This is a genomic window from Williamsia sp. 1135, assembly GCF_002095395.1.
GTDB lineage: Bacteria > Actinomycetota > Actinomycetes > Mycobacteriales > Mycobacteriaceae > Williamsia.
Map to the genome: position 1 here is coordinate 1 of NZ_MJEI01000080.1, position 26,930 is coordinate 26,930.

At 65.4% G+C, this 26,930-nt stretch carries 26 protein-coding genes; 6 read left to right on the forward strand and 20 right to left on the reverse strand.

Annotation, left to right across the window (positions count from 1 at the left end; genetic code table 11):
- Positions 1–81: 81 nt before the first annotated feature.
- The 9 genes from BFL43_RS08430 to BFL43_RS08470 form a co-directional block, all read right to left on the reverse strand.
- Positions 82–312 carry a hypothetical protein gene (locus tag BFL43_RS08430; RefSeq protein WP_084892119.1) on the reverse strand — a complete coding sequence of 77 codons (231 nt, stop codon included), beginning with the start codon at positions 310–312 and terminating at the stop codon, positions 82–84.
- Positions 313–495: 183 nt separating this feature from the next.
- The gene (locus BFL43_RS08435; RefSeq protein ID WP_084892120.1) at positions 496–1,470 is read right to left on the reverse strand and encodes a 2-hydroxyacid dehydrogenase; all 975 of its coding nucleotides are present in this window, start codon (positions 1,468–1,470) and stop codon (positions 496–498) included.
- 16 nt (positions 1,471–1,486) lie between these two features.
- Complete coding sequence (gene gudD, locus BFL43_RS08440) at positions 1,487–2,842, reverse strand: glucarate dehydratase (protein WP_084892175.1); 1,356 nt, start codon at positions 2,840–2,842, stop codon at positions 1,487–1,489.
- A gap of 26 nt (positions 2,843–2,868) precedes the next feature.
- Positions 2,869–3,585: a sulfite exporter TauE/SafE family protein gene (locus BFL43_RS08445; RefSeq protein ID WP_084892121.1), complete on the reverse strand. Its 717-nt coding sequence runs from the start codon at positions 3,583–3,585 to the stop codon at positions 2,869–2,871.
- Complete coding sequence (locus tag BFL43_RS08450; protein WP_084892122.1) at positions 3,582–4,646, reverse strand: dipeptide ABC transporter ATP-binding protein; 1,065 nt, start codon at positions 4,644–4,646, stop codon at positions 3,582–3,584. The genes BFL43_RS08445 and BFL43_RS08450 overlap by 4 nt, the downstream gene beginning before the upstream one ends.
- Positions 4,639–5,661 (reverse strand): ABC transporter ATP-binding protein, encoded by a 1,023-nt coding sequence (locus BFL43_RS08455; protein WP_084892123.1) that lies wholly within the window; start codon positions 5,659–5,661, stop codon positions 4,639–4,641. Before BFL43_RS08455 ends, BFL43_RS08450 begins: the two co-directional genes overlap by 8 nt.
- A complete protein-coding gene (locus BFL43_RS08460) occupies positions 5,658–6,674 on the reverse strand; it encodes an ABC transporter permease (protein WP_084892124.1) in 1,017 nt (338 codons plus the stop codon). Before BFL43_RS08460 ends, BFL43_RS08455 begins: the two co-directional genes overlap by 4 nt.
- Positions 6,675–6,683: 9 nt before the next feature.
- On the reverse strand, positions 6,684–7,610 hold the full coding sequence (locus BFL43_RS08465) for an ABC transporter permease (protein WP_084892125.1): 927 nt from the start codon (positions 7,608–7,610) through the stop codon (positions 6,684–6,686).
- 86 nt (positions 7,611–7,696) lie between these two features.
- On the reverse strand, positions 7,697–9,256 hold the full coding sequence (locus tag BFL43_RS08470) for an ABC transporter substrate-binding protein (RefSeq protein WP_143695198.1): 1,560 nt from the start codon (positions 9,254–9,256) through the stop codon (positions 7,697–7,699).
- Positions 9,257–9,638: 382 nt separating this feature from the next.
- On the opposite strand from BFL43_RS08470, the gene BFL43_RS08475 reads away from it, so the two are divergent.
- Together BFL43_RS08475 and BFL43_RS08480 are read left to right on the forward strand one after the other, a co-directional pair.
- Positions 9,639–10,661, forward strand: a complete 1,023-nt coding sequence (locus BFL43_RS08475) for a 2-hydroxyacid dehydrogenase (protein WP_084892127.1) — start codon at positions 9,639–9,641, stop codon at positions 10,659–10,661.
- Positions 10,658–11,053, forward strand: a complete 396-nt coding sequence (locus BFL43_RS08480) for a universal stress protein (RefSeq protein ID WP_084892128.1) — start codon at positions 10,658–10,660, stop codon at positions 11,051–11,053. The genes BFL43_RS08475 and BFL43_RS08480 overlap by 4 nt, the downstream gene beginning before the upstream one ends.
- 204 nt (positions 11,054–11,257) lie before the next feature.
- On the opposite strand, the gene BFL43_RS08485 is transcribed toward BFL43_RS08480, so the two are convergent.
- The 5 genes from BFL43_RS08485 to BFL43_RS08505 form a co-directional block, all read right to left on the reverse strand.
- Positions 11,258–12,310, reverse strand: a complete 1,053-nt coding sequence (locus BFL43_RS08485) for an IS30 family transposase (protein ID WP_240498145.1) — start codon at positions 12,308–12,310, stop codon at positions 11,258–11,260.
- Between the two features lie 232 nt (positions 12,311–12,542).
- Positions 12,543–13,436, reverse strand: a complete 894-nt coding sequence (locus BFL43_RS08490) for a LysR substrate-binding domain-containing protein (protein WP_084892130.1) — start codon at positions 13,434–13,436, stop codon at positions 12,543–12,545.
- 84 nt (positions 13,437–13,520) lie between these two features.
- Entirely contained in the window at positions 13,521–14,792 is a 1,272-nt protein-coding gene (locus BFL43_RS08495) for a glucarate dehydratase family protein (RefSeq protein ID WP_084892131.1), read from the reverse strand.
- Complete coding sequence (locus BFL43_RS08500; RefSeq protein WP_084892132.1) at positions 14,792–15,727, reverse strand: 5-dehydro-4-deoxyglucarate dehydratase; 936 nt, start codon at positions 15,725–15,727, stop codon at positions 14,792–14,794. Before BFL43_RS08500 ends, BFL43_RS08495 begins: the two co-directional genes overlap by 1 nt.
- A 46-nt stretch (positions 15,728–15,773) precedes the next feature.
- Positions 15,774–17,372: an aldehyde dehydrogenase (NADP(+)) gene (locus tag BFL43_RS08505; RefSeq protein ID WP_084892133.1), complete on the reverse strand. Its 1,599-nt coding sequence runs from the start codon at positions 17,370–17,372 to the stop codon at positions 15,774–15,776.
- A 235-nt stretch (positions 17,373–17,607) separates the two neighbouring features.
- Between BFL43_RS08505 and BFL43_RS08510 the strand changes: the two genes are divergently transcribed.
- On the forward strand, positions 17,608–18,948 hold the full coding sequence (locus tag BFL43_RS08510) for a WS/DGAT domain-containing protein (RefSeq protein WP_084892134.1): 1,341 nt from the start codon (positions 17,608–17,610) through the stop codon (positions 18,946–18,948).
- A 59-nt stretch (positions 18,949–19,007) separates the two neighbouring features.
- On the opposite strand, the gene BFL43_RS08515 is transcribed toward BFL43_RS08510, so the two are convergent.
- Together BFL43_RS08515 and BFL43_RS08520 are read right to left on the reverse strand one after the other, a co-directional pair.
- A complete protein-coding gene (locus tag BFL43_RS08515; RefSeq protein WP_084892135.1) occupies positions 19,008–19,751 on the reverse strand; it encodes a hypothetical protein in 744 nt (247 codons plus the stop codon).
- 39 nt (positions 19,752–19,790) lie between these two features.
- Entirely contained in the window at positions 19,791–20,372 is a 582-nt protein-coding gene (locus BFL43_RS08520; RefSeq protein ID WP_084892136.1) for an HhH-GPD-type base excision DNA repair protein, read from the reverse strand.
- An 84-nt stretch (positions 20,373–20,456) separates the two neighbouring features.
- Here BFL43_RS08520 and BFL43_RS08525 point away from each other — a divergent pair, with 84 nt between their 5' ends.
- Positions 20,457–21,014, forward strand: coding sequence for a hypothetical protein (locus BFL43_RS08525; RefSeq protein ID WP_143695191.1), 558 nt, complete (start codon positions 20,457–20,459; stop codon positions 21,012–21,014).
- A gap of 158 nt (positions 21,015–21,172) precedes the next feature.
- Entirely contained in the window at positions 21,173–22,669 is a 1,497-nt protein-coding gene (locus BFL43_RS08530; protein WP_084892137.1) for a sugar porter family MFS transporter, read from the forward strand.
- 4 nt (positions 22,670–22,673) lie between these two features.
- Here BFL43_RS08530 and BFL43_RS08535 read toward each other — a convergent pair whose 3' ends face one another.
- Entirely contained in the window at positions 22,674–23,483 is an 810-nt protein-coding gene (locus BFL43_RS08535; RefSeq protein WP_084892138.1) for an enoyl-CoA hydratase, read from the reverse strand.
- A gap of 183 nt (positions 23,484–23,666) precedes the next feature.
- Between BFL43_RS08535 and BFL43_RS08540 the strand changes: the two genes are divergently transcribed.
- Entirely contained in the window at positions 23,667–23,873 is a 207-nt protein-coding gene (locus BFL43_RS08540) for a PspC domain-containing protein (RefSeq protein WP_084835068.1), read from the forward strand.
- Here BFL43_RS08540 and BFL43_RS08545 read toward each other — a convergent pair whose 3' ends face one another.
- Genes BFL43_RS08545 through BFL43_RS08555 form a run of 3 tightly spaced genes read right to left on the reverse strand, consistent with a single transcriptional unit; the run spans position 23,874 to position 26,684 of the window.
- On the reverse strand, positions 23,874–24,545 hold the full coding sequence (locus tag BFL43_RS08545; protein ID WP_168176575.1) for a lysoplasmalogenase family protein: 672 nt from the start codon (positions 24,543–24,545) through the stop codon (positions 23,874–23,876).
- Between the two features lie 49 nt (positions 24,546–24,594).
- A complete protein-coding gene (locus BFL43_RS08550; protein WP_084892140.1) occupies positions 24,595–25,776 on the reverse strand; it encodes a lipase family protein in 1,182 nt (393 codons plus the stop codon).
- A gap of 32 nt (positions 25,777–25,808) precedes the next feature.
- Positions 25,809–26,684: a hypothetical protein gene (locus BFL43_RS08555; RefSeq protein ID WP_084892141.1), complete on the reverse strand. Its 876-nt coding sequence runs from the start codon at positions 26,682–26,684 to the stop codon at positions 25,809–25,811.
- Positions 26,685–26,930: the final 246 nt, after the last annotated feature.

Here is a 26,930-nt window from a genome sequence, read left to right on the forward strand (position 1 = left end):
CCGCCAAGCTCAGCTCGGCGTGTTGAACCAATGACCGGATCAACCGTTATTCAGACAGTCCCTGCCGATCGAGAATCGGACTCAGTAGGCGCCGTCGTAGTAGGACTCTCCGGTGCTGTACGTGTTGGTTCCGGTGGCATCGGCGCCGCCGACGTACATGTCGACGCCGGTGTCCCAGGCGCTGTTGGACTCAGCCGACCAGTAGTTGTAGCTGTCGTAATCGCCCGACTGCCATGCGGTATCCGCGTAGCTGTTGGCCTCGATAGATGCCCAGGTGTAGTCGCTGTATCCGTATCCGGAGTCGAGTTCCATGATGGTGCCCTTCGTGATGTGGTTGTTTGCGTGCGGTGGTGTTCTTAGGAGTCATTCTCTGGGGCGAATGTTCCCAGGAACCCGGTATCAAGAGCACGGTCAACGCACGGAAGGGCACGGTCGGCGGTCGGATTGGCACTGTCGGCGGTTGTTTCGGCCCGCTCGGCCGTTGTTCGGGCCCGGTCAGTGGACGGTGCGGGCCAGAGACAGACCTCGGTCGAGGCGGCGGATGTTGTCGGCGATGTCGCGGACACGGCCGACGAAGGTGTCTTTGGTAACCCCGGACGAGTGGGGGGTCATCAACAGATTCGGCAGCTCGGCGAACGGCAGGTTGCCGGGATCGCCCTTACCGTCGGGACCGGGGTAGGAGTACCAGACGTCGATGGCGGCGGCGCGGATGAGGTTGCGCTGCAATGCATCGTAGAGCGCCTGCTGTTGCACGAGCGGCCCGCGGCCGACGTTGATCAGGACCCCGTCACTGCCGAGGGCCGCAAACTCGGTTGTGCCGATCATCCCGCGGGTGTGGTCATTGAGGGGTGCGGACACAACGACGATGTCGGACTCGGTCATCAGGCGGTTCAGGCCGGCGGCGTCAGCTGCCCACGACAGCCCGACGGCCGCAGCATCGACGGTGCCGCGGCCGGTCACAGCGGACCCGGTGCATCCCAGACCGCGGAGCAGCTTCCAGCTCTTCGAACCGATGTGCCCGAATCCGACGAACCCGATGTGAGCGCCGTTCATCGACAGAGGCTGGGGAAGCGCGTCGTCGTACACGGAGGTCGACCAGGTGCCACAGCGAAGGGCCCTGTCCTGGGCAATGAATCCGCGCCGCAGCATGATCGCAGTGGACAGAACGTACTCCGCGATCGAGTCCTCATGGTGAAAGGTGTTGGCGACCTTGGTGCGTGGATCGAGCGAAGCGAAGGCGATGTTGTCGGTACCTGCTCCGGCAACATGGACCAGCTGCAGCCGGGGTGAGGCGGCGGCCATCGCCGTGGTGAACTTGCCGCCGACGTAGACGTCGGCCGTACCCAGGTCGGCGATGATCGCAGCTTCGTCGAAGACTTCGTGCCAGATCAGGTCGGTGTGAGCGGGAACCAAGCCCTCCAGGAGCTCCCGGTGTGGCAGCAGGTTTCGATCGCCGATGACCACGCGCATGCTTGTCCCGATCTGTTCAGGCCCGCACGAGAGCGGGTCGTTTGCTGTCGAAGGTCCAATTGGGCACGAGGAATTGCATGCCGACCGAGTCGTCGCGGGAACCGAGGCCTTCACGCAGGTACAACTCGTGTGCGGCCTCCACCTGGTCCATGTCCAGGTCGACGCCGAGGCCGGGCCGATCGGGAACGGTCAGGTACCCGTCGACGATCTCGTAGGGCGCCTGGGTGATCCGCTGGCCGTCCTGCCAGATCCAGTGGGTGTCGATGGCGGTCACGTTCCCGGGGGCGGCAGCGGCCACATGGGTGAACATCGCCAGTGAGACGTCGAAGTGGTTGTTGGAGTGAGACCCCCAGGTCAAACCCCACGCGTCACATATCTGGGCAACGCGGACCGAGCCGGCCATCGTCCAGAAGTGCGGATCTGCGAGCGGGATATCGACCGCTCCGGAGCGGATGGTGTGGCCCATCTCGCGCCAGTCGGTGGCGATCATGTTGGTGGCGGTGAGCATCCCGGTGGCGCGTTTGAACTCGCTCATCACCTCGCGACCGGAGAAGCCGCCCTCCGGGCCGACGGGGTCCTCCGCGTACGCCAGCACGTCGCGCAGACCGCGGCAGGTCTCGATTGCCTCGGACAACAACCACCCGCCATTGGGATCCAGGGTGATCCGGGCGTCGGGGAATCGCTCGGCGAGAGCGGTGACCGCGTCCGCCTCGTCACGGGGCGCGAGCACACCGCCCTTGAGCTTGAAATCGGCGAAACCGTATCGGGCTTGCGCGGCTTCGGCGAGGGCGACCACCGACTCCGGCGTCAGCGCCTCCTGATGCCGGAGCCGGAACCAGTCGTCGGTCTCACCGGCACCGTCGGCGTAGTCGAGCCCGGTCTTGTTTCGGTCACCGATGAAGAACAGGTACCCTAGCGCCTGCACACGTTCGCGCTGTTGTCCGTCGCCGAGCAGGGCTGCGACCGGCACGCCGAGGTGCTGACCGAGGAGGTCGAGCAAGGCGGATTCCACCGCCGTGACGGCGTGGATCGCGACCCGGAGGTCGAACGTCTGGTTGCCGCGACCCCCGGCATCGCGATCGGCGAAGGTGCGTCGCATGTCGGCGAGAACCGCGTTGTGGCCGCCGATTCCGCGGCCGACGACCAGCTGCCGGGCATCGTCGAGCGTCTGCCGGATCGGTTCACCGCCGGGTACCTCGCCGACACCGATGTTGCCGTCGGAGTCGGTGATGATCACCAGGTTTCGGGTGAAGAATGGCGCGTGCGCACCGGACAGGTTGAGCAGCATGCTGTCGCGGCCGGCGATGGGGATCACGCGCATGTCGGTGACGACGGGCGCGCCGGGGCTCGTCGAGTTCGGGTGTGTGGTCATTCCTGCGGCCTTTCGGGTGGTGGTGATCATAGAATTTGTTGTCCGATGAGCAGGACGGCCCCGACGGATGAAATCCCGATCGAGAGCCACCGCAGACGAGCCGGGTCGAGGATCCGGTTCACGAAACGTGATGCGACGTAACCCAGAACGGTGGCCGGGATGAGCAACACGAACATCTCGGTGTTCTCCCGCTCGATCGCCCCGGCGACTGCGAGGACCGCGATCGACATGATCGAGCCGACCAGAAAGAAGGCGCTCATGTTGCTGCGGAGCCGGGCACCGGTCGAGCCCTGTAGCACCAGCGCCATGGGTGGGCCGCCGATGGAGGTGGCCGTGCCGAGAAGTCCTGACGCTGCGCCCGCAGTGGCGAGGTTGCGGCGCAGCGGCTCCGGTGCCCATCCCATCGTCGCCATCACGACCCCGGCCAGTACCACCCCGGCGAGTAACAACGAGAGGCCCTGTTCGGGGAGGAGTAGCAACAGGGCGGCACCTGCGAGGGTGCCGGGCACCCTGCCGGCCAACGCCCAGCCGGTGCCACGCAGATCGAGGCTCTGCCGCTCTCGCAGCACGACCAGCAACGTGACGACGACCGCCGACATGATGAGGGTGCCCGGGATCAGACTCGGCTCGATGAGCGCCACGATCGGGGCCGCGAGCATGCCCATCCCGAACCCGATCGACGCCTGCATGCAGGCGGCGGCGAAGACGGCCAGTGCCACCAGAGAAAAGGCGGCGACGCTCACCCGACCGCAGTGGGTATGCCCAGGGACACGGAGCTCCGGGGATGGAAGCATTCCGCGATGTGGGACGGCTCGCTCAGCTCGGCCCGGATCGACTTGCCCGGTGCCACATCGGTCGCAACGGGTGGCGCCGACTCCGCGCATTCGGCCGTGGCATGCATGCAGCGCGTGCGGAATCGGCAGCCCGACGGCGGATTCAGCGGCGACGGGACCTCGCCTTCGAGGATGATGCGCGTCCGGCGGGTGCTCGGGTCGAGAGTAGGGGCGGCCGACATCAGCGCTTCGGTGTACGGATGCAGGGGTTTGTCGAAAACTGTCTCGGTCGGTCCTGTTTCGACGATCCTTCCGAGGTACATCACCGCGACGCGGTCGGCGACGTGCCGGACGACCGACAGGTCGTGCGAGATGAAGATGTAGGAGATCCCCAGTTCCTTCTGCAGGTCGTTGAGGAGGTTGAGCACCTGCGCCTGGACGGAGAGGTCGAGTGCGGAGACGGGCTCATCGCAGATGACCACCGACGGGTTGAGCGCGAGCGCGCGGGCGATGCCGAGCCGCTGCCGCTGACCGCCTGAGAACTCCTGCGGCGAGCGGTGCTCATCGCTCGGCCGCAGTCCTACCAGGTGCAGGAGTTCGCGGACCCGGGCGGCCCGGTCGCGCTTCGACTTGTAGAGCGTCTTGTGTGTCCGCCATGGCTCGGAGACGATTTCTGCTGCTGTCATCCGGGCGTTCAGTGAGGCGTACGGGTCCTGGAAGACCATCTGGACGCGGCGCCGCAGGGCGAGCATGTCCTTGCTGCCGAGGGTGTAGGGATCAACACCGTCCCAGCTGACTGTGCCGTCGTCTGGGCGCTCCAGCATCATCAGGGTCCGAGCGAGGGTCGATTTGCCGCAACCGGATTCGCCGACGAGGCCGAGGGTCTCACCGCGGGCGAGATCGAGACTGATCCCGTCGAGCGCACGAAGCTGCGTCTTCCCGTCCTTACCGGCGGGCACCTTGAAGGTCTTGGTGAGATCCCGGACCTCGAGGACTTTCGATTTCTTGGCGACTGGGGTTGATTCAGACATTGCCGACCTCCTCGGTGAAATGGCACGCTGCCGAGCGTCCGGTGTCGAGCGACTGCAGTGCGGGGCGTGTAGTGCAGCAGATCTCCTGTGCCAGTGGGCATCGCGCTTGATATACGCACCCGGTGGGGATCGAGTGCAGATCCGGCGGGGTGCCGCCGATGGACTTGAGATCCTCGCCCCGCTTGGTGTGCACCGGCACCGAATCGAGCAGGCCCTTGGTGTACGGGTGCCGCGGGTTGGCGAAGACCTCCGAGACCGGCCCCGTCTCGACGACGTTGCCCGCATACATGATCGCGACACGATCGGCCTGCTCGGCGACGAGCGCGAGGTCGTGGGTGATCAGGATGACCGCCATGTCGAACTCGGTCCGCAGATTCTGCAGCAGCGACATGATCTGCGCCTGCACGGTGACATCGAGTGCAGTGGTCGGTTCGTCGGCGAGTAGCACCTTCGGGCTCAGGGCCACGGCCATGGCGATCAGCAGCCGTTGCCGCATACCGCCGGAGAACTGGTGCGGGTAGGAGTCGATCCGCGATTCCGGTTCGGGGATCCCGACGTGTTCCATCAGCCGGATTGCCTCGCGTCGGGCGGCTTTGGCCGACATCTTGCGATGGATTCGGAACGGTTCGGCCAGTTGTGTGCCGACCGTGTACACGGGATTGAGTGCGGTGAGAGCGTCCTGGAACACGATCGCCAGTTCGGTGCCCGCGACTTGACGGAGCGTGCGTTTGCTCGCTGTCGTCAGATTGGTCTCGCCCAGCAGCACCGTGCCGTCGGTGATGTCAGCGATGGGGTCGAGCAGCCCCACCAGCGCCTGCGCGGTCATGGACTTGCCGCACCCGGATTCGCCCAGCAGGGCCAGGGTCTCACCACGGCGGGCGACGAACGACACGTGGTCGACGGCGCGCACCACACCTGTCGGGGTACGCAGATCGACGGTCAGATCCGAGACGTCCAGCGCGATGCGGTCGTCGGCGGCCGTGGCGGTCGGGTTGTCGATGGCGGGAGCACTCATGCGACTGCCTTTCGTGAGGAGAACAGACGGCGGCGGGCACGCGGCACCGTCAGGCGCCAGCGCTGACCGGGATCGGTGGCGATCCGGGCCCAGGCCGCGAGGATGGTGGCCGACACGGTGGTCACCACGATGGCCAGTCCCGGGAAGAACGAGAGCCACCATGCGGTCTGCAGATAGGTACGGCCCTGCGAGACCATCAGGCCCCAGCTGATGTCCGGGGGCTGGATGCCGATGCCGAGGAAGCTGAGCGATGATTCGGCCAGCATCACGAAGCAGAAGTCGAGCGTGGCGACGGTCAGCAGGGTCGGGAGCAGGATGGGGAAGACGTGGGAGCGAATGATCGATCCGCTGCTCGCCCCGAATGTCCTTGCGGCGTCGACGAAGATCCGGCTCTGCAGCTCGGCCGACTCGGCACGGGCGGTGCGCAGGTAGATGGGGATCCGGGTGAAGGCCAGCACCAGCACGATGTTTGCGGCGCTCGGTGAGAACACGTAGAGCACGACGACGGCCAGGAGCAACGAGGGGAAACTCATGATGACGTCGGCGACCCGCATCGCGGTGGTCTCACGCCAGCCGCGGTGGTAGCCGGCCCACATGCCGATCACCGATCCGATGACGCCCGAGATGACCACTGCGGGTAGCGCAACCATCATCGTCGTCTGGCAGGCCACGATCAGCCGGGCCAGCATGCTGCGGCCGAGCGGGTCGGTACCCAGGACGTTCATCCAGCCGGTGTCGAGGTTGAACGGGGCCAGGTTCGACTCGTCCAGATTCTGGTCGGTCGCGGCATTGCCGACCAGCCACGGCCCGAAGACCGCGACCAGCAGGACGAAGGTGAGGATTCCCGCGGCGACGGTGGCCATCGGGTCCCGCAACAGCAGACGCCAGAGCGGCATCTTGCCGGACGGGACCTTGCCGGTGGCGACGGAATCGCCGGCGAGGTCGGTGGGTGCGACCAGAGACCCGGTGGGGTCGGTGACGGTGGACTCGGTGGGTCCGGTGGCAATCGACATGTCGTTCTCCTAGACCTTGACCTTTTCGCGGACCCGCGCATCGAGCAGCGCGTATCCGGCGTCGATGACGACGTTGAGAATGAAGATGCTGACGGCGGTCAGCAGGACCGCGGCCTGCAACACCGCGAAGTCGCGTTGCAGGATCGAATCGATCATCAGCTTGCCGATGCCGGGCCACCCGAAGATGGCCTCGACCACCACCGCGCCGTTGACGAGGGCGACGGCGAGATCGCCGGCGACGGTCAATGCCGGTGCGGCGGCGTTGCGCAGGGCGTGGTGGGTGACGACCCGGAAGTCGCCTGCGCCCTTGCTGCGGGCGAGTCGAACGTAGGGTGCCGACAGGGCCTGCACCATCGCTCCGCGGACGACCTGGGTCAACACACCCAGCGGCCGGATCAGCAGGGTCGCGATCGGCAGGATCCACGACAGGGTGCTGCCGGTGCCCGAGGTGGGCAACCACCCGAACACCACGGCGAAGATCCAGATGCCGGTGATGGCGAACCAGAAGTCGGGGACGCTGGCCGCGGTCATCGACAGCAGTGACGAGAGGCGGTCGGCGAGGGAGTTCGGCCGCAGGGCCGCCCAGCATCCGAGGATCACTGCGCCGACGATGGCCAGCAGCATGGTGAAGAACGCGAGCTGCAGGGTGGCCGGGAACGCGCGCAGGGCCATTCCGGCGGCGGACTCCCCGGTGCGCAATGACTCGCCGAAGTCCAGGTGTATGACGCCACCGAGATAGTCGAGCATCTGGTTCCAGACGGGCTTGTCGAGGCCGTTCTCGGCGGCGAACTCGGCGCGCTGGTCGGGGGTGGCGGAGACCGGTAGGTAGAGGTTGGTGGGGTCACCGGTCAGTCGGGCGAGCAGGAAGACACCGAAGAGGACGACCAGTAGTGGGATGAGGCTGGTGTACATGCGGCGTCGCAGGAAGGCGAACATCTCTCACCGCTTTCTCGGTTGAGTGGGACTGGTCATGGTGGATCCTTCGAGTGGGCTGAAGAGCGCGAGTGGGCTCACGGCGGATGTCAGTCGTTGCCGGACGCGGTGGCGTGGGTCATCTCGGCCAGGCGCATCTCGTCGCCGGTCGCGGAATTGGGTTGGTAGGCAACGGTCGATGCCTTGGCAAGGACGGCGTTCATGTGCGCGATGTAGGCGTACTGCCGGATCAGGCGTGGCTCGTCGGCGAGCACCGCCGCGAAGGCATCCTGGCGGGCGTCGCCGATCTGTTCCTGTGCGGTCTCGATCTCGCGGTCGAAGGCGGCGGTGCCGTAGGTGCTCTGGTAGCCGTCGCTGAGCAGGTATTGCTCGGCGGTGAACTGGGCGTCGCCGGCCTGGTTGCCATGCTGGATCATCAGGATGACCGGGCCTTCGTCGGGGAAAGGGCGGATCTGGTAGAGCATCTGGCCCGAGGTGTCCATCATCTCGATCTTCACGTTGAGGCCGGCCTGGTCGAGGGAGTTCTGGATGACCTCGATGGTCTCGTTGATCTTGGGGAACATTCCGGTCCGCCCGATCAGTTTGATCTGCTTGTCGACCGGGACACCGTCTGCCTTGGCCTCGGCCACAAGCTCTTTCGCCCGGTTCAGATCGTAGGGGGTGGGCGTGATCTCGTCGTTGAACCCGACGATGCTCGGACCGACGAGTTGCGATGCCGAGTCTCCGAGGCCGCGGAACAGGGCCTTGATGATGCCGTCACGATTGACCGACAGGTCGATGGCCTCGCGGACCCGGTAGTCGTCGAGCGGTGGTTCGTCCGCCTGCATCCGCAGCGCGGTGGTCTCGTTGTTCGGGTAGGAGACCCCGAGGTCGCCGGCGCCGTCCTCGGGGCCGAGGTAGGTGGCGATCTCCGCCTCGTCGTTGGTCACCATCGCGGCCCGAACACTGCCCTCGGTGCGCCACTGGTACACCGCGCGAGTGTATTCCGGTGTCGGACCTGAGTATTCGGGATTCAGTGCGAGTGCCAGCTTCTGGCCCGCGTCCCAGTAGTCGACGAGGTAGGGCCCGGTCCCGATCGGGATGCGTACCTTGTCCCCTGCGTCGGTGGTGGTGGGGACCATCTCGATGAACGAGATACGCAGCGGCAGAATGGGATCAGGTGTCGGCGTGGTGACGGTGACCGTGGCGGGATCGGTGGCCTCGACGACGAGTTCGTCGTCGCCGAAGACGTATCCGTCGACCTCGCATCCGATCGAGGAGTTGATGGTGCGGTTGATGGAGAAGGCGGCATCTTCGGCGTCGAAGGTGGTGCCGTCGCTGAACTTCACCCCTTCGTGGATGCGGAAGGTCCATGTGTTCGGCGAGGTCTGCTCCCAGGAGTCGGCGAGCTTGGGTTCGAGGTCGCCGCTGTCAGGATTGCGCTCGATGAGTGGCTCGGTGATGTTGGAACGGACCACCGGGCCGGTGGCGGTCAGCGAGGCGTCGCACGGTTCGAGTGTGGGCGGCTCCTGGGGGAGCACGATGCGAAGAGTGTTGGGGTCGGCGGCGTCGGTCTGTGTCGTGTTGGCGACAGAACATCCGGTGGCGAGTGCGGCGACTGCGGCGGCAGCCACGACAGCGCGCAGGGTGCGTCGGGAAGCCGGCTGCATCGGGGCTGCGGCGTGCATGGTTCCTCCGTTGTGAAGATGAATCGCGTCGGTCGTCGGACGCTGCCGTTTGTGACGGTAGCCACAACGTAGGAGTGCTCCGAGAACGCGTCAACAGGCCAAAACGCCTGCAAACGGCCCTTTTGACCGATGATGACCATCACCGGGGCGCCGAACTGGTGACTTGAATCACTGTAAATATACTGCGTGACCAGCCAGTTCCCCGAATGGCCTGGAACGTCCGACGAGCGGTGCCGAGCGAATCATGCCGTTTGGGTATCAGTTGATGTTATTTACGAGTTGGACAGGTATTCCTGGGGCGGCATAACGTACATGTAGCCCAGTGGTGGACCACGATGGTTCTGCCCTGCCGTCAGGAGGCGCGATGGTGAACGCAGCAACAGCCGCGACAAGAGATGCGAAATCGGTTGTGAAACAGGCTGATCGGGTGCTCCAAGTCGGCCCACTGAAGCCTTCACTCGCCAAGTCGCTGGCCGTCGACCACGACGCGATCCTGCTGCCCACCGATGAGACCAGGGCCGCGTTCCTCGCCGAGCACGGAGACGCTGTTCGTGCCGTGGTCACCTCGGGACGCACCGGAGTCGACGCCGCTCTCATGGCGGACCTGCCGAACCTCGGCGCGATCGTGCATTTCGGTGTCGGCTACGACACCACCGACGTCGAGCTCGCGGAACAGCGCGGAGTCGGGGTCAGCAACACACCCGACGTCCTCACCGACTGTGTGGCCGACACCGCCCTGGGGCTGCTCATCGACACCCTCCGCGGCTTCTCCGCCGCGGACCGCTTCGTGCGGGCAGGCCGCTGGCCGCGCGAAGGCAACGTCCCGCTGTCCCGCAAGGTGAGCGGGGCTCGCGTCGGCATCATCGGCCTCGGCCGGATCGGCGCAGCCATCGCCGACCGGCTCGTCGGATTCGGCTGCGACATCGCGTACCACAACCGCAACGAGATCCCGGATTCGCGGTTTCGATACGCAGCGTCCCCGGTGGAACTCGCGGCGTCGGTCGATGTCCTGGTGGTCGCCGCGGCAGGCGGCAAGGGCACGCGAAAGTTGGTCGATCGCGTGGTGCTCGAAGCACTCGGTCCCGACGGCTACCTGATCAACGTGGCCCGCGGCAGTGTCATCGACCAGGAGGTGCTGGTGGAGCTGCTGACCTCCGGTGGCCTCGCGGGTGCGGGTCTCGACGTCTTCGCCGATGAGCCGAACGTGCCCGCCGAACTGTTCGACCTCGACAACGTCGTGCTCCTGCCCCATGTGGGCAGCGGGACCACGCAGACCCGTGCGGCGATGGAGGCGCTGACGTTGGCGAACCTGAATGAGTATCTCGAGCACGGGACACTCACAACCCCTGTGCTGCAACCGAAGTTCACGTCAGGAGTGCACTCATGAGCGTCGTCTTGAGCTATGTCTCGTCCATCGAGGGCCGCGGTGCGCTGAGCTTCGGCTTCGCGGAGGCTCGAATGCGTGGCACCGATCTCCTGGTCATCGCCGAGGACGACAGCGCCGCGACGCCCGAGTTCGATCTAGACCTGACCGCCGCTCGCCACGCCGCCGACGCGGCGGACGTCGTGGTCAAGCTCGAGCCGAACGACCCGGATCTGTCCCATGCCGACAACCTGATCGATGCGTCGTACCGCGACGACGTCGAGCTGATCGTCATCGGCATCCGCCGCCGCTCACCGGTCGGCAAATTGCTGACCGGCAGTGCCATGCAGCGGGTCCTGCTCGACGCCCAGTGCCCCGTCACGGCCGTCAAACCCCCGGTGCGCTCAGCTGTCTGACCCGGAATTGGTGGGTTCTGCCGAGCGTTTCCCCAGGCAAAGTCAAGTGGTCAACGCAACGAGCTGGTCTTAGCGGTGACTTCTTGACGGGCTTGGAAGACTCCGGGCTGGCGGCGTGGGTGATCGACCCGCGTCGCCTGTGGAGTGGCTTGGGGTAGTTGCTCTTGCTTCCGGTTCGAGGGCAGGGACGGGGTATGGATTTACTTAGGCGGCGGCGTGTACGGCAAGTAGTTCCGTCAAGGCTTGGGCCGGAGTTTTCCACTCCAGGGTTTCCCTCGGCCGTCTGTTGAGGGTCGCAGCGACGCGGGCGACGTCGGCTGCGGTGTGCACGCTCAGGTCGCTGCCTTTGGCGAACCAGTGGCGCAGAAGCCGGTTGGTGTTCTCGTTGCTACCGCGCTGCCACGGTGAGTGTGGATCGCAAAAGTACACAGGCGCTTGGAGTTCAAGCTGAATCCGGTCGTAGGCGGCGAGCTCGGTGCCGCGATCCCAGGTAATGGATCGCCGTATGTGGGCGGGCAAGTCTCCCATCGCTGTGATCATCGCGCCAGCAACGGTATCGGCTTGGTGATTGCCCGGCAGGTGCAGCAAGATCACGAACCGGGAGGTTCGTTCGACCAACGTCCCGATCGCTGTGCCACCGGACCCCATGATCGGGTCACCTTCCCAATGCCCCGGAACCTTACGAGCTTTCACGTCTTGGCGGTCAACGATCTTGAGGGCTTTGTCGTAGATTTTGCCCTGTCGACTCGCGCTGATTCGCGACTTACGCGCCGGCCTACTGGTGGACAGAGTCTTGTACAGGTCCGCCCGTAACGACCCACGCGACTGGACGTACAACGTGTTGTACAGCGTCTCGTAACTAATTTGATGCGCCTTGTCGTTGGGGAACTGAACCTTGAGCGAATGCGACACAACCTTGGGACTCCACCCGTCGTCAAATGAGTCTTCCATCATCTGCTGTTCGGGGTGGCCATCGAGCTTGAATGCTTTAGGCCGCAACGCATTGACCTTGGATCGCTGGTGCGCCATCAGCGCGTGATACGTGCCGTCGGCGTTCGAGTTGCGGCCGATCTCACGCCACACCGTCGTCCGCGGCCGACCTATGAGCATCGCGATCTCAGTGACGCCCAGATCGCGCTGCAGCGCGGACTGGATCTCGATCCGCTCGCCCAACCCCAGTCGATGCCCACGCGCCTCAGTGCCATCGTCGTCGACCACAACCGCCAGGCCGCCTACTCCGCCCTTCATCAGTGTCATGCCGCCAGCATTCGCCCACCAGCGGTCGGCAGTGCTGTTCGACACGCCCATCACCCGAGCCGCAAAATCCTTCGTCGACCCCGTGCAAAGCAGATCGAAGAACCCAAACCGAATAGCAATATCAAACGGACGTCTACCCATCGCAACCTCCAAGCAGTCAGTGTTGCGTTGACCGTATGAATTTGCCCCAGGTCGGCCTCACCAAAACCCACCAACTCCGGGGAGCCGGGGGTCAGATCCACTCTCGTTGCGGCAGCACGTCTTCCATGAGTCTGGCCAGGGCCGGATTCTGATTGTCCGGGCGCCAGGCGGCATTCATCTGCACCGGCCGGTCCCGCACCGACGTCACCTCTTTGAAGACCACGCCCTCAGGGTGCATGGTGGCCGCTGATTCGGGAACCAGCGCCATCCCAAGGCCGGACCGGACGAGGACCAGCATCGTGTGTACCTGCGTCACGTACTGGACGTATCTCGGTGTGGCGCCGACGATCGTGAAGGTGCTGATCAGCAGTTCATGGAAGTATCTGGCGTCGACGGGGGAGTACATCACCACCGGACGGTTGTCGAAGTCCTCGATCGTCAGATGCTCGGCGTCGACCAGTTCGTGGTCGGTGGGCAGCGCTGCGATCAGCCGCTCGTGATGAATGGGCCTGCTACTGATCCCGGGGCGGGTCATGATGGGCCGGACGAGCCCCAGGTCGAGTTCGCCTCCGGACAGCGACTCGATCTGGGCGGATGAGACCATCTCGCGGAGAACCAGTTTGACGTCGGGAAGTTTCTCGCGCGCAGTTGACAGCAGCCTGGGTAGGACGGCGTGCGCCGACGCCCCGGTGAATCCGATGATCACGGTGCCGAGGTCGCCGGCGGGCACCCGTCTGACGGTCAGCACCGCGCTCTCGGACAGGCGGACGATGCGACGGGCGTCGGGCAGAAAGGCCGTGCCTGCAGCCGTCAGCGTCACCGAACGGCTCGTCCGGTCGACGAGCTGAACGCCGAGTTCGTTCTCGAGCTGCTGGATCTGTCTGCTCAGGGGCGGTTGCGTCATGTGCAGGCGCTCGGCTGCCCTACCGAAGTGGAGTTCCTCGGCGACAGCGATGAAGCACGTGAGGCGGGCCAGCGAGAACATTGATCCACTCCTGGTATCGGAAGGAGACGCGTGCGCGTCCCAGTGGATCAATGTACGCGCTTCGTCGGGCCGCGGAGCGCCAAGCTACCAGCGTGGGCAGGTGTTTTCGAACGACGGGTCGATCGATTTCATGTACCCGGTGTCATCACGATCGCGGATGCCGCAGTCGAGATACTGCTGGTGGAGGACAGAAAGTGCGTCCTCGTCGATCTCGACTCCGAGCCCCGGAGCAGTCGGGACCGGCACGGCGCCGTCGACGATGGACAACGCGCCGGGTTTGACGACGTCCTCGCTCTTCCATGGCCAATGGGTGTCGCACGCATACGAGAGGTTGGGCGTCGCCGCAGCCAGGTGGACCATGGCTGCGAGGCTGATCCCCAGGTGCGAGTTGGAATGCATGGACAGCCCGAGGCCGAAGGTGTCGCAGATGCCGGCGAGCAGTCGCGATCGCTGCAGGCCACCCCAATAGTGGTGGTCGGAGAGCACCACAGACACCGAGTTCTGCCGTACGGATGGTTCGAGGTGATTGAAGGCGACGACGCACATGTTGGTGGCGAGCGGCATCTTTGCCTCCGCGGCGACCTCGGCCATTCCTTCGAGTCCCGGAGTCGGATCCTCGAGGTACTCCAGCACGCCGGCCAACTCGGACGCCACGTGAATCGACGTGTCGACCGTCCACGCGGCATTGGGGTCGAGCCGCAGGGGCAGGTCGGGGAAGGCCGCGCGCAGCGCCTTGATCGCCGCGATCTCCTGCTCGGGAGGGAAGACCCCGCCCTTGAGTTTGATCGCCTTGAAGCCGTACTCGTCGATCATCCGGTGTGCCTGGCGGACCAAACCCTCAGGATCGAGGGCGCTGCCCCAACTGTCGGGTTCGGCACCGGGATGCGCGGCCCACTTGTAGAACAGGTACGCGCTGAACGGCACCTCGGTGCGCACCGCGCCGCCGAGCAGATCGGACACCGGTCGACCCAGCGCCTTGCCCTGCACGTCGAGACACGCGACCTCGAAAGGCGAGAGGACCCGGTCGGTCGTACTCGCGGTCGTGATCATCCCCGCGACGCCGTCGCCGCCGGTGATCGAGAGGGTGTCGAGCTCGGCGTCGATGGCCTGCCGGACGGCGCCCAGGGCGAACACATCCTGACCGACGATGGCGTCGGCGGCCGCTTCGAGCCGCGCCAGGTGGGCGGTGTCGGCATAGGTTTCACCCAGTCCGACCAGTCCGGCATCGGTGTCGAGCTGGATGATCGCCCGGAGCGCGTAGGGCTGGTGGACGCCGACCGTGTTCAACAGCGGCGGGTCCACGAAGGCGACCGGGGTGATACGGGCCCCGGTGATGCGGATCGGTGCGGCGCTCATCAGACCGCGACGGCCGAGGCCAGTGCACTGTCGAGGACTGCACGTCCCGCCGCGGTGATCTCGATCAACTCCTGCTGGTGTTCGGCGGTCAACGCCACGAGGGGCGCGCGTACGGGCCCGGCGTCGATGCCTTCCATCGTGACACCGAACTTCACCAGCGAGACCGCATATCCCGGGACGAGATTGCGCAGGCGGACCAGCGGATGGAAGAAGTTGCGCAGCAACGCCTCCGCGAGCTCGTCGTCGCCGGACTCGAGGGCGTTGTAGAACGCCAGCGCGATCTCGGGTGCGAACGCGAATGTCGCCGACGAGTACAGGGTCACGCCGATGGCGCGGTAGGCCTGCTGGGTGATCTCGGCGGTCGGCAACCCGTTGAAGAAGAGGAACTCCTTGCCGGACGGCGCCAGCGCATCCTTGACCGCGATGACGATGCGGGCGACGTTGTCGAGATCGCCCGTGCCGTCCTTGAATCCGATGACCGTCGGTAGCTGCGCAACCTCCACCGCCGCGGCCTCGTTGTAGACGGCGGTGCCGCGGTTGTAGACGATGAGCGGCAGGTCGGTGGCAGCGGCGATGGCGCGGGTGTACTCGACCAGGCCGGCAGGCGGCATCGTGACGAGGTATGGCGGTAGCAGCAGGATGCCGTCCGCACCTGCGGCCTTGGCGCTGACCGCGAACTCCTTCGCCTGCACCAGCGAGCCGCCAGCGCCGGCGAACACCGGCACGCGACCGGCGACGACGTCGACGGCAGTGGCGACGATCCGGCCGAACTCCTCGAGTCCGAGGGCGTGGAATTCCCCGGTCCCGCAAGCGATGAACACTCCGCCGGGACCGGCCGCGACGCCCTTCTCGAGGTGCTGCGCGAGCAGCGAATAGTCGACGTCGCCGGCAGGCGTGAACGGGGTGACGGGGAAGAACAGGACTCCGTCGAGCATGGGGTATCTCCTTGGTGTGTGTGGTCTGATCGAGCGGGGGGTGAGGTCAGTCCTGGACGAGGCGGCCGTCGATGCGGCGCCACAGGTGATCGGGGTTGCCGTCGGCGATCGCAGACGGCAGCAGAGCGGGTGGGACGTCCTGATAGGCGACTGGGCGCAGGAAGCGTTCGATGGCCAGTGAACCGACCGAGGTACTGCGAGAATCCGAGGTCGCCGGATACGGGCCGCCGTGAACCATCGCGTGCCCGACCTCGACCCCGGTGGGCCATCCGTCGAACAGGATTCGCCCGACCTTGAGTTCGAGGACGTTGAGCAGGGCCGAGGCGTCGTCGGTGTCGGCGTCGTCGGCGTGCACCGTGGCGGTGAGTTGTCCCTCGAGTGCTCCGGCCACGGCGCGGACCTGCGCTGCGTCGGTGCACTTGACCACCAGACTCGCCGAGCCGAACACCTCTTGCTGCAGCACTTCCGATGACAGAAATGTGTCGGCGTCGGTGCTGAAGACCGCAGCGCCACAGCTGTTCGGCGCGCCGGAGCCGGGGGCCTGGGCCTCGATCGTCGATGCGGCCGAGAGAGCCTCGACGCCGGCCGAATACGAGCTCGCGATGGTCGGGGTGAGCATCGGGGTGGGAACGGTGTCGGCGATCGCGGCCCCGGCAGCCTCCACGAAGGTGGACAATCCGGGGCTGTCCACGGCGATGACCAGCCCGGGGTTGGTGCAGAACTGCCCTGAGCCCAGCGTCAACGATCCGATGAAGGCCTTGCCGAGCTCTGCTCCGCGAGTCTGCAGTGCGTTGTCGAGTAGGAATACCGGGTTGATGGAACTCATCTCGGCGTAGACGGGGATCGGCTCCCGCCGGGCAGCTGCTGCGGCCACGAGAGCTGTTCCACCTGAACGAGATCCGGTGAATCCGACTGCCTTGATCCTTGGGTCGGTGACGAGTCGTGTGCCGAGGGTCGGGCCGAAGCCGTACAGGAGGGAGAAGGTGCCTGCCGGCATCCCGGTGCGGGCGATGGCGTCGGTGATGGCGCGGCCCACCAGTTCGGAGGTGCCGGGATGGGCGTCATGGGCTTTGGCGACCACGGGGCATCCCGCGGCGAGCGCCGATGCGGTATCGCCGCCGGCCACCGAGAAGGCCAGTGGAAAGTTGCTGGCGCCGAAGACGGCGACCGGCCCGAGTGGGATCTTGCGCTGGCGGATGTCGGCGTGTGGCAGGGGAGAACGATCGGGCTGCGCCGGATCGATACGTGCTCCGTTCCAGCCGCCATCGCGCAGAACTCCTGCGAACAAACGCAGCTGGCCGGACGTGCGGCCGACCTCGCCGGTGATGCGTCCGATCGGTAGCCCGGACTCGGCGGCCGCCCGGTTGATCAGGGTGTCCCCGAGGGCTTCCAGGTTGTCCGCGATCGCTTCGAGAAAGCCCGCGCGGGCCTCGGACGTCGTTGCACGGTAGTGGTCGAAGGCCGTTTCTGCGGCTGAGCAGGCATTATCGACATCAGAATCGTTGCCATACGCGTAAGCGGGCTCGAGAACGTCATTGGTCGACGGGTCGAGTCCACGGATCGTTTCGCCGCTGCCGGTCACGAAAGTGCCTGCGATGATCATCTGCCCGGTCAGGGCGTCGGTCCGATTTACCGTTGCTGTCATGGTCGATTCCTTGCGTTGTCGATGCGCGTGCTCTCGTTGCCGACTCTGATCACGCCCGGGAAACCCAGAAGCGTGACCTGAGTCATAACTCTGACCGTAGGAGGCGGATTCATTCCTGTCCAAGTCAAATGTGCCGATCTTCAATAGCTCTATTGAATCGACGCACGTCAACGCCCCAGCGGTACGCCTGGGAGAATCGGGTTTGCGATCGTGTGCCCTGCGGTAGGTTTCCCTCATGGAGCGAATGTCGCCGGCCGACGCCCAGATGTACTGGATGTCGGAGAAGATCCCCAACGACCAGTTTCTGGTCTACGCGTTCGACCGCGCTCCGCAATCTCTGGAATCGGCAATCGATTTCGTGATCGAGCGAGCCGGATCGATCCCTGATCTCCGGCTTCGGATCGCCGACGTCGACTGCGCGCTGGACTACCCGTATTGGGTCCGGTGCGATGCCGACTGGGACCAGGTCATCGTTCACGACCTCGAGGATCCGACCTGGGGCAACTGCCTCGACGAGATCGCCGGGCTCGCGGATGCGCAGCTCGACCCGCGCCAGAAGGCGTGGCGGCTGCACGTGTTCACCCATATCGCCGACACCCCGCACTGCGATCACTCGGCGACTGTCGTCGTGCTGCAGATCTGCCACGCCCTTGCCGACGGTAGGAGATCCTCGGGCCTGGCCCGCCTACTGTTCGGCCCCATCGGGCCAGAAGGTCCAGGGCCGGGGGGCACCGAGCACGCCTACTCGGCGGTGCAGGCCGCTGCCGTGGCGGCTCTGCGGTTTCCGGTTCAGATCGGCTCGCTGGGCTGGCGTGGCCTCAACGCGGCGCGTACGCACCGGCGACTCGTCGATGACATGGTCAAAGGTATTGTGCCGCAACAGGCTAGAGGTCGGCCGCTGCTGCTGACCAATACCCGGCCCGAGGGTGTGCGGACCGTACGCACCCTCGTGCGCCGACGCGACGACTTTCCCGGGCCGACCGTGACGGTCAGTGCGCTCACGGCGATCTCACTCGGACTCTCGGACTATCTCCGTGAATGTGGCGAGGACCCGACCACTCTCGGTGCCGAGGTGACGATGGCCAAGTCCGGCGCCCCACTGTCTCGCAATCACTTTCGGAACGTCGGCATCGGCCTCTATGCCGACACCGCCGACCTGGGAGTACGGTCCAGGCACATCGCGGATGCCTTGGGGCAGCGGCAGTTGCGTAACAACCACCCGGCGCTGCGGGCGGGTGACGAGGCGTTCGCGGCAGTGCCCGCACCCCTGCTGCGATGGGGTGTGGCGCAGTTCGATCCGACGCACGTGCCCGAATCGGTGACCGGCAACACCGTCGTCTCCAGCGTCAACCGTGGCACGGCCGACCTGACCTTCGGAGACGCTCCGGTCGTGTTCACCACCGGTTTTCCCGCGCTCTCGCCGGTGATGGGGTTGACTCACGCCGTGCACGGCATCGGTGACACGGTCGCGATCAGCGTTCATGCCGCCGAGTCCGCTGTCGGCGACATCGACAACTACATGGAGATTCTCGGTGCCTCGATCGCCTGGAACCAGATCGTCTCGAGTAGTAGGTAGACGCCGCGCTGTTCTCGCGCGGCGGTAGAGCCGTCGGCGTTTCCGTTGCGGCCAAGCCGTCAGTGTTCGCCTGTGCCGTTCTTACTCCGGACGAGGCGTTTCGGCAGCTTCCCGACGAGTTCACCGAGCGGGGTGACGGCCACGCTGAGCGTCTCGGCGGCGTCGTTGAGTTCGTCCACCGTCGATTGGAGCTTTTCGATGCTCGGCGCCAGTTGGCCGATCATCTCGACCAGGTCCGAGAGCCGGTCGATGGGGCCGCCGGGCGCAATGGTGCGCTCGATTGCGCCGTTGTCGCCCACGAGTTGCTCGAGCAGACCTTCATCTGCGGTGAGGCGGTCCAGGAAACCCTCGTCCTCGGACAGCCGGTCCAGCAGGCCGCCCGACTTCGTGAGCTTGGCCAGGACCCCGTCTTCGGCCAGCATCCGGTCCACGGGTCCGTTGCGGGAGAGCAGACGATCGAGCGGTCCACCCGCTTCCGTCATCTGATCGAGTACCCCGTCGTCGGCCAGTACGCGTTCGACCAGCCCGTCTTCGGCAAGTAGCCGATCGAGTGGACCGCCGCGGGCCAGGATCCGGCCCAGCGAGCGGTCTTCTTCCAGCAGCTCGCCGAGTTGGTTGAGCAACTGCAGGGGACTGCGGAAGGCCGGACTGTCCCGCAGACCCATCGCCGCGGAGATCTCGTAGTGCACATTCTCGACGGCGACACGGCTCAGGGCCACACTCGCCTCGACAGCCGACAGTGCTGCCCCCGCTGCCGCGAACCCCAGCCGAGTTGGGATCTCGATCACCAATTTGGCATCCATGGCCTCAGCCTAGGGCGTTGCCGTAACCCCCGGGCACATTCACCCGGCTTTGGCCTTGGCGGCGGCTTTTTGTTTCTTCTTGAATTCGCGGACTTCTTGCAAGGTGGCGTTGTCCACAACGTCGGCGACCGACCTGCGCGAGTCGGCCTTGCCATAGTCGCCCGCGGCTGTGCGCCAGCCCTTGGGGTCTACGCCCAGTTGCTTGCCGAGCAGTGCCAGGAAGATCCGTGCCTTCATATCGCCCCACCCAGGCAGCGCCTTGAGCCGCTTGAGCACGGTCTTACCGTCCGGGTCGCCTTCGGTCCAGATGGCCGAAGGCTTGCCGCCATAATCGTCGACGATCACCGTCGCGAGGTCGTGTACGCGCTTGGCCATCGACCCCGGAAATCGGTGAATCGCAGGCGTCACCGAACACAACGCCACGAACTCGTCCGGGTCCGACTCGGCGATGCGGTGGATGTCGAAACCTTCCATTCGCTCAGCGATTTTCTGCGGTCCCTTGAACGCCGCTTCCATCGGATATTGCTGATCGAGGGTCATGCCCACGACGAGCGCAAAGTCGTCTTTCGACAACAACTCGTCGGCCGCAGGGTCTTGTGCGATGCAGATCTCGCGGGTCATGTCGCCCTCCAAACGCCGCTCGGATACGTCGCGCTCCAGCGTATAGGGCAGTTCCCCGGCACAATCGCGCCCTCGGCTGGTTCAATGCTGGCAGGAAACACACTCGGCTCGGGGATGAGGGAGTTCGTGGTGGGAATCGGAGCAGTCAGAAGTAAGGCACGGAAGACGCTGGTGGGGGCAGCAGTCGCGGTGGCGGCGGCCGCGATGACGGTGGTCGGGGTCGCACCGGCCGCTGCCGAACCCAACCTGGTCGACACCATCAGTTGCAACAGTGCCGATCCGTGGGGGCCTCCCATCAGCAACGGCAGTCCGCTGCGCATCAACATCGACCTCTACAACAACGTGCAGTTCCCGAAAGACGGTGCCAGGGGGCCGGTGCTCTACCTGAGTGCCAACAACCCGCGAGCCGGTTTCCTCTTCGAATACAACGTGGAGACGACCGTTCTGTGGGTGAACACGACCACGGGCGCTCGAGGCAAGGTGATCATCCCGGCCCGGGGACGTTCGGCGAGCTGGGAGGGTTCTTTGCGAACGGGCCACGGCGCCGTCCAGTTCACCGTCCACCAGAAGATCGGCGCGCTCGCATTCTTCCCGATGGTGAACCCGCAGTACTCCACGTGTGGGGGAGCGGCCACCGTATGACCCACTGGGACCGCAGGACCCGCGAGCGGGTGTTCGAATTGTGACCGACTTTCTATACAGGACGTACGAACTGGCCAGGCGCCGAGGAGTAACGTCACGCGAAGGTGTCCGACGCCGGCAATGACGCCGGCCGCCGATCGGAAGGTGGGTTACCCCCGATGTCCACAAATGCGAGCAAGAGTTCGCCCTCACCACAGGTGGGAGAGGCTCACGTAGCCAAGGTGATCGGGGTGACGGTCGCGGCCGCCGTCGGCGGTTTCCTCTTCGGTTTCGACAGTTCGGTGGTCAACGGCGCCGTCGACTCGATCGGCACCCATTTCGAGCTCAACGACTTCATGAAGGGCTTCTCGGTCGCGATCGCGTTGCTCGGTTGCGCGCTCGGTGCGTGGTTCGCGGGCCGTCTCGCCGACATCTGGGGCCGCAAGAAGGTGATGCTGCTCGGTTCGGCGCTGTTCATCGCCTCGTCGATCGGTACCGGCCTTGCCTGGGCGGTGCCAGATCTGTTGATCTGGCGCGTCATTGGCGGTCTCGGCATCGGTATCGCGTCGGTGATCGCGCCCGCCTACATCGCGGAGATCGCACCGGCCCGCTATCGCGGGGCGCTGGGATCGTTGCAGCAGCTCGCCATCACGATGGGTATCTTCGTCGCCCTGCTCTCGGACGCCCTGCTCGCCGACAGTGCCGGCGGTGCCGCCAACGACCTGTGGTTCGGTATCGAGGCGTGGCGCTGGATGTTCATGGTCGGTGTGATCCCGGCACTCATCTACGGCATCCTGGCGTTCCTCATCCCGGAGTCGCCGCGCTACCTCGTCGGCAGCAACATGGACGAAGAGGCTGCCCGGATTCTGACCGAGGTCACCGGTGAGGCCGATCCGCTGGAGCGGGTGAAAGAAATCCGGTTGACCCTCAAGCGCGAATCGAACGTGTCCATCAAGGACATTCGCGGACCGTCGTTCGGTCTGCACCCGCTGGTGTGGGTCGGTATCTGGATTGCCATCTTCCAGCAGTTCGTGGGCATCAACGCGATCTTCTACTACTCCACGACCCTGTGGCAGTCGGTCGGTTTCAGCGAGAGTCAATCGTTCAAGACCTCGGTGATCACCGCCGTGGTGAACGTCGTCATGACCTTCGGCGCCATCCTGTTCGTGGACAGGATCGGCAGGCGGAAGCTCCTGCTGATCGGTTCGGTGGGAATGTTCATCGGATTGGTGCTCGCCTGCGTGGCGTTCACGCAGCAGCAGGGCGCCGGCGACGACATCTCGCTACCGAAGACCTGGGGCCTGGTGGCCCTGATCGGCGCCAACTTGTTCGTTGTCGCGTTTGCGGCAACCTGGGGCCCGGTCATGTGGGTCATGCTGGGGGAGATGTTCCCGAACCGCATTCGCGGTGTGGCGCTGGGCGTTTGCACCGGCGTCAACTGGATTGCCAACTTCACGATCTCGCTGCTGTTCCCGCAGCTGAACGAGACGCTCGGACTGGCATGGATCTATGGCTTCTTCGCCTTCTGCGCGTTCGCCTCGTACTTCTACGTCCGCCTCAAGGTGCCCGAGACCAAGGGCATGGAACTCGAGGACATGGACACCCTGGGCGACGTCGAAGCGGCTCTGAAAGCAGACAAGGCCGCCGACAAGGCAGCGGCCAAGGATCTGAAGTAACCCGCTACCTCGAATCGGAGAAGTTCGGCGGCCGTCCCTCTGCACGGGCGGCCGTCGCTTCTTGGAAGTTGTCGGTCAGGAGCCGGACGTACAACTGGCCCATACCCTCGGCCTGGATGTGGGCGTCGAGGTTGGATGCCTGGATGCCGGACCACAGGGTGCGTTTGGTGAGTTCGATACCCGGCCGCGACAACTCCGCGATCCTCATCCCGATGCGGTATGCCTCCGTCAGCAGATCGTCGTCGGGTACCGAGCGGGAGACGAGTCCGATCCTGGCCGCCTCCTCGGCGGACACGTCCCACCCGGTGAGCATCATCTCGGCCGCGTGCGAGGTGCCGACCGCGCGCGGGAGCAGAAAGCTCAGTCCGAGTTCGCTGGCGGTGAGGCCGTTGTTGATTCCGGCGGCCCGGAAGTAGGCACTCGACCCGGCGATCCGGATGTCGCAGGCCAGCGCGAGACACAGCCCGCCCCCGATCGCGGCGCCGTTGACCGCTGCGATGACCGGTTGATGCATTGCCCGCAGCGCGCCGAGGGCATCGTCGAGCATCTCCATCGACCGCAGGGCAATCGTCGGCGCGGTCAGTCCGTCGATGTGTGGGATCTTTCCCGCTGACTTCTGATCGGCGCCGGAACAGAACCCGGGCCCGGCGCCGGTGAGCACCACGGCGCGGATGTCGTTGTCGCGGCTGATCTGCTCGAGCGTCTCCTTGAACGGGATCATGACGTCAAACGCCATGGCATTCATGCGTTCTGGACGATTGAGAGTTACCAGGGCGACGTGCGGACGGGGATGTTCGACCTCTACGAAAGACATTGGGCCATCGTGGCATGTGCCTGATTCCCTGAGACGCGGATCAGGGAAAACCGGCCTCGAGGTCAGGGAAGGGGACGCCGAAGATCAGGGTCGTTCCCCGATGCCACCGAGGCCATCAGATCCCTACCGTGAATGAGGTGAGGCGGGAGACCATTTCCGCCCGGTCGACGAGAGGTTGATGTGATGGACAAGTTGGTGCGGGTTTCCCAGGGCCGGATGCTCGGTGGCGTGTGCACGGGTATCGCGCGGCGCTACGGATGGGATGTGAATCTGGTGCGCGTGGCGTTCATCGCCTCGTGTTTGCTCCCGGGTCCGCAGTTCGTGCTGTATCTCGCACTGTGGCTCGTGATCCCGATGGACAAGGGGCACGTGAACACGGTCGCCGCCTGATCAGTGGGAGCCGGCGCGGCGACTCAGCGCGTCCATGCCGTCGAGCAACAGCATCTGCGCCACAAAGTAGGTGGAGAGCACAGTGGCCTCGGCGAGGGCGCGGGGGAGCGGGCCGCGCAGTAGGTACCGTCGATTCATCAGGGTCGCATCCGATGCCATGAAGACGATGCCGCCTGCCGCCAGCAGGCGGGTCGGGTCGGTGCCCGAACCACGCAGGAGAACCGGGTCGGCGGCGGTGGCCGCCATCGTGGCCAAGGTGCCACCATAGATTCCCAGGATCGGCAGCATGCGCGGCTGATTCAGGATCAGCAGCGCGGCAACCTCGTTCATGACGGCGAAACGGGGGAGAAGGCGACGATTCGTCGGGCGGCCTCCGTGCCGGGTCAGCACACCCAGATAGGCGAGGTGTGCGAGGCCGAACATCGTCGCGCCGGTCTGCAGTGATCGGTCTTTTTCCGGTCCGGTCGCGAACTCCTCGCGGTACATGACGTAGTCGCCGGCCGCCGATGCGCCGACGGCCAGTGCGAGCAAGGCGTTGTCGGGTGCGCTGCGACCGCGGGTGCCGCGTGCCAGCGTGACGGCCAGCGCCGCGAGGGCCGCGGGCTTGGCCGCTGCGACGCCCGGTCGCCAGCGCACTGCGCCGGCGACCGAGACCGCGACAGTGGCCGCCACGAATATCTTCCGTTCCGGCAGTTTCCAACCGGGAAAATCCATCTCGGCGTCAGCCGCCCAGGATCTTCGAGATGAAGGCCGTGGCGTCGGGCAGGGCCGTGGCCGAGGTGCCCGGACCGTCGACCGGGTAGGTCCGGATCGTTGCGGTGCGGTCGGTGGCCTGCACCCGATTCAGGAAGTCGAGCGTGTACGGCAGCACGACAGTCGTGTCGAGTAGGCCCTGGCCGATGAACACCGGCTTGGCGAATCCGCTGTCGGGCACACCCAGGTACGCCTCGACGATCGGCCCGAGGTTGGGGATCGACGCCACCGGCTTCGTGAACAGCTCGTTCAAACTGGTTCCGGCAACTGCGCGCTGGAGTTCGGCCGAGCAGACCTTGACGGCCTTGTCGGTGAGTGCGCGACCTTCGGTGCTGAGGTAGGAGTCGAGGTTGAGCTCCGGGTGTGAGGCCCGGATCCCGGCAACGGCGTACAGCACCTCGGCGGTGAGATCGGTGGGCAAGGGCACCGGGATGAAGCCGGGGCCTGCGTTCAAGACGAGGGCACCGAGGTCGGCCGGAACGCTGGTGACCGTCGCACCGCGGAAATCGAGATCCGGACCCTGTAGCTTCACGGCGTTGCGGGCGGTCGCGAGTGCGGCCGTGGCACCACTGCCGTTGCCGTTGACGGCCCATTTGGCGGACAGGTCCGGAGCGATGTCGTGCGCTGCCTTGACGGCGTCGATGATGTTGTCGGACTTGATCGTCGTCTGCAGGTCGGGCAACTTGCCCTCTGTGCCGAGCCCGGCGTAGTCCGAGGCGACGACCGCGTAGCCCTTCTTCAACCACGGCGTGATGTCGTTCCACCGCGCTGCCGACTCCGTCTTCCCCGACCACGACGGAGCGCACTTGTCGGCGAGGCCGACCGTGTCGTGGGCCCACGCAACCACGGGCCAACCACCCTCGGGGGCAGTGCCGTTCGGCAAGTAGATCGCAGCGCTGCTGAGTTCGGTGCGGTCTGCTGCGGCGTTGGTCCAATAGGTGAACCGGTTGGCCGATCCCGCTCCGGTGACCCACCGATCATCCGGCAGGCCGATGTTCGCGTACACCTTGCCCGCGGTGCCGCCGGTCGGCACGGGTGCGGCTGCAGCCGTGCCGGCGCCCAGCCCGCTCGCCACCACGGCGGCAAGTGCCGTCGCGGTCAGCCCACACGTTCCGATACGTCGCAGTGCTTGTTTGTGAACACTTTTCATGATGTCTCCTACGAAGGTCCGCGCTGAGCGGACTAAGCCTGCGTGATCCCGATCATCGGGAGGAAGAAGCAACTGCGGTTGCCGTTCTCGACGGTGCCGAAGACTGCCGACAGCACGGTGCCGTTACCGGTTTTGACCGGTGCCAGCCGTGATCCGGGCACGCTGAGGCGATTGGCGAACGTCGTGAGCGCTGCTTTGATCTGCCCCTTGAAGGGGTTGTCGGGAACCTTCTTCATCCAGATGTCGACCAGGGTGGTACCGACCGGTGCCATGTCCGCGAAGCCGCCCTGCAGCGTGTTGACGTTGAACCACGCGACCTGCATTCCGCTGGCGGTGCCGTCCTTGGTGATTCCGGACGGGACGAAACCGAAGAGGGTCTCACCGTCTTTGACCAGGTTGGCATCGATGGCCGCGGGCAGTTTCAATCCGGGAAGGAAGAACGGGCCGGGTACCGCTCCACCGACCGCAGGTAGCAGGCCGAAGGGGTTGTCCGGCGTCGGTGCGGTGCAATTGAATGCCACCGACGGGTTGATGAAGCTCTGGATGCCCATCTGACGCAGCGCGGAGTTCGCCTCCGCGAGCAGGGTGAGGACGTCGGTGGGGGACGCCGCGGGTGTTGCGGTGGGCGCAGCCACCTCGGTCTTGGGCAGCGTGGTGGTCGACAGCTGCGACCCGATGCCGAGTATCGCCTTGGCGGCCGCGAGCGCCTCCGGATCGACACTGGTCTTCTGAAGCTGCGCGATGGCGGCGGACAAGGCCTTGTCCGCGGGGATGCTCGTGGGTGCGGTCAGCGTCAGGTCGGCCGGCGGAACCGGATTGGCCACGGCGAGTGTCGGCGCCATCAGGGCTGCTGAGGCCGCGATCGCGAGTGCTACGACACCACGACGGATCAGCGGTTGGTTCGGCATGGTTCTCCTTGAACAGACGAAACCGGCCCAAATGTTACGGATGTGACAGATGTGGCCAATGTTGCGGTTGTTAAAGCCAACCATGTGATTCGCGCAGTTGGCAAGCTGCGAGGCCTACCTGTGACAGAACTGCGACCCAACCGCACTTCTGCTGTGGTTCAACGAATCTCGAGGGTGTGACCGCTTTCACCCCAGACAGCAGAACAGGCGCCGACCTGATGGTCGGCGCCTGCTGCTGTGGTGTCT